At 72.2% G+C, this 1,657-nt stretch carries 2 protein-coding genes; both read right to left on the reverse strand.

Features of this window, described 5'->3' with window-relative positions; all coding sequences use genetic code 11:
* Window positions 1-722 (reverse strand): alpha/beta fold hydrolase (locus ACWDS7_RS48310; protein ID WP_451934804.1); only part of this gene is annotated, 722 nt, incomplete at its 3' end.
* Between the two features lie 20 nt (window positions 723-742).
* Window positions 743-1,555, reverse strand: a complete 813-nt coding sequence (locus tag ACWDS7_RS48315; RefSeq protein ID WP_451934805.1) for an MFS transporter — start codon at window positions 1,553-1,555, stop codon at window positions 743-745.
* Window positions 1,556-1,657: the final 102 nt, after the last annotated feature.

Here is a 1,657-nt window from a genome sequence, read left to right on the forward strand (position 1 = left end):
CGGAAGTGCGTGGGGGCCAGCGCGTTGAGCACCCCGCGGGTGCCGGGGGCGACCCCGGGCCACACCTCGGAGGCGACCGCGTCGCCCGGGTAGTGGTCCTCGCCGATCCTCGTCGAGAGCATCGACTCCACGAGGGCGTCCTCGTCCTCGACCACCGTGCCCGGCTTGACGTACGCGCTCCGCAGGACGTTCCTCGGCGACACCGGGGAGTCGTCGGAGCGGTCCCCGGCCGCCAGCAGCTTCACGAAGTCGGGGTTGGCCGCCCCCGCCCCGCCCCCGACCCCGTCGGGGTGGTTCAGCGCGCCGTCCGGCCCGTGCGTGCCGCCGAAGCCGTACGGCGAGACCGGGTTGACCAGCGTCACGCTCCGCACGGCGGCCGGCCGGTCGCGCAGCGCCTGGAGCACCACGCCACCGCCCATGCTCCAGCCCACCAGGTGCACGCCGTCCAGATCGAGGGCGTCGACCAGCGCGAGCACGTCGTCGGAGTAGTCCCGCAGGCCGCGGGTGGCGTCGACCGGCGCGGGGTCGCTGTCGCCGAAGCCCCGCAGGTCCACCGCGAGCGGCCGGTAGCCGCCCGGCAGGGCCGTCAGCGTGTCCCGCCAGAAGACGGAGCTCGACACGTTCCCGTGCACGAACAGGACCGCCTCGCCCCCGGTCTCGCCGGTCGAAAGCACGTTCTGTGTGATCCGGGCGGTGGGCACCCGCCGGTTGTCCAGGCGCATCGAATGTCTCTCCGTACGGTTCAGCGGGTGGTGGGGGTCTTGGGGGAGTCGTCGGCGGCGCCCAGGGTGGCGAGGTCGCGGCCCCGGGTCTCCCGGGAGACGAACACGGTGATCAGGGTGAGCGCGGCGGCGGCGAGCATGTACAGCATGACCGGGAACGAGGAGTTGTAGGCGCCCAGCAGGGCCACCGCGATCAGCGGGGCCAGGCCGCCGGCGACGATCGAGGCGAGCTGGGCGCCGATCGACACGCCGGAGTAGCGCATCCGCGTGGCGAACAGCTCGGAGAAGAACGCCGCCTGCGGGCCGTACATCGCGCCGTGCAGGATCAGGCCGACCGTCACCGCGAGGGTGACCGCGGCGAAGTTCTTGGTGTCGATCAGCGGGAAGAAGGCGAAGGACCACAGTCCCACCCCGGCCGCGCCGAGCAGGTAGACCGGCCGGCGGCCGAGCCTGTCGGAGAGCGCGCCCCACATGGGGATCGAGAAGAAGTGGATGGCCGAGCCGATCAGCACCGCGTTGAGCACGACGGGCTTGGTCAGACCGGCCGCCTCCGTCGCGTAGACCAGCACGAACGCGGTGAGCACGTAGTAGGAGACGTTCTCCGCGAAACGGGCGCCGATCGCGGTGATCACATCGCGCCAGTGGTACCGGAAGACCTCCACGATGGGCATGCTCGCCCTGGGCTTGGCCTCCGCGACGGCCTGCTGGAAGATCGGCGACTCGCTGATGGACAGCCGGATCCACAGGCCCAGCAGCACCAGCAGGCCCGACAGCAGGAACGGGATGCGCCAGCCCCAGCTCTGGAAGGCGTCGTCGGACTGGACCGCGGCCAGGACCGCGCACGGTGGAGGCGGGCAACGGCCCGGTCGCCATCGCCAAGCGGCCCGAGCGGATCGTCTCGCTGTCGCCCACCGCCACCGAGACCCTGTTCGCCG

Source organism: Streptosporangium sp. NPDC003464 (assembly GCF_053588315.1).